Raw genomic sequence first — 1316 nt, 5'->3', positions numbered from 1 at the left:
GACCCTGTACACCATTCTGTGTAAATGCCTTTTCTCAGTAGTGACCGTCCAGGCGGTCACCGAACTCGATAATAAAGCGGCTCATCGCCATACGCCAGTCTCTCAGCGGCATCGTCCATTTCTGTGATGCCGCCTGGATTGCCAGCCACACCACCTTTTTCACTGCGTCATCCGTCGGGAACACTTTACGCTTTTTGATGGCATGCCGGATCACGCTGTTTAACGACTCGATGGCGTTGGTTGTGTAGATGACTTTGCGGATATCTGCCGGGTAAGCGAAGAACGTCGCCAGGTTGACCCAGTTCGACTGCCAGCTCCGGCTTATCTGTGGATAGCGGCTGTCCCAGGCAGCGGCGAACGCTTCCAGCGCCTGCTGACCAGCTTCTTCCGTGGGTGCCTGATAGATGGCTTTCAGGTCGCGGGTGACGGCTTTGTAGTCCTTCCAGGAGACGAACCGCAGGCTGTTGCGCACCATATGCACGATACACAGCTGGATGCGGGCCTCCGGATACACCGCGTTGATGGCGTCCGGGAAGCCTTTCAGACCGTCAACGCAGGCGATGAGGATATCGTTCAGGCCGCGATTTTTTAGCTCCGTCAGCACGTTCAGCCAGAACTTCGCGCCCTCGTTTTCGGCCAGCCACATACCCAGTAGTTCTTTCTGGCCTTCGATGTTGATACCCAGCGCCAGGAACACGGATTTATTGATAACGCGACTGTCCTGCCGGACTTTCAGGACAATACAGTCAAGATAAACAATGGGATAGACCGCATCCAGTGGGCGATTTTGCCATTCGGTAACCTGCTCCATGACGGCGTCGGTGACCTTCGAGACCAGCGCCGGTGAGACATCGGCGTCATACAACTCTTTGAACGCCGCCGCTATCTCGCGGGTGGTCATCCCTTTGGCGTACAACGATAAAATCTGGTTATCCATCCCGGTGATACGGGTCTGGTTTTTCTTTACCAGTAGCGGTTCGAAAGAGCCGTCACGATCGCGCGGAGTGCGCAGTTCCAGAGGGCCATCGCCGGTGGTAACGGTCTTTGTGGAATAGCCGTTGCGGGAATTGGCCCCCGGTTTGGGCTGATTTTTATCGTAACCCAGATGGTGGGTCATTTCGGCGTTGAGCGCGGCTTCAACGCTGATTTTCTTCAGCAGGCGATCGAACTGGCTGAGATCGTCAGGGGTTTTAAGATTTTTGGCCAGTTCGTTAGCCAGAGCCTGTAACTGTTTTTCGTCCATAAAGTAACCTGCTTTTGATGTTGGATTGAACATATCAAAATCAGGCAATTACACAATCTTATGTACAGGCTCA

At 53.9% G+C, this 1316-nt stretch carries 1 protein-coding gene; it reads right to left on the bottom strand.

The genetic code is table 11. The annotated features are described in order from the left end of the window. Window positions 1-34: 34 nt before the first annotated feature. Window positions 35-1243 (bottom strand): IS256 family transposase, encoded by a 1209-nt coding sequence (locus L6R44_RS24800; RefSeq protein WP_237425700.1) that lies wholly within the window; start codon window positions 1241-1243, stop codon window positions 35-37. Window positions 1244-1316 lie beyond the last annotated feature (73 nt).

The organism is Enterobacter cloacae complex sp. ECC445, from assembly GCF_021892025.1.
GTDB classification, from domain to species: Bacteria; Pseudomonadota; Gammaproteobacteria; order Enterobacterales; family Enterobacteriaceae; genus Enterobacter; species Enterobacter chengduensis.
Note: the sequence above shows the minus strand (reverse complement) of the source record. Positions and strands in the feature narration are given on the sequence as shown.

Coding starts and splice junctions, on each gene's coding strand:
- L6R44_RS24800 (WP_237425700.1), bottom strand. CDS start 1,243: ATGGACGAAAAACAGTTACAGGCTCTGGCTAACGAACTGGCCAAAAAT.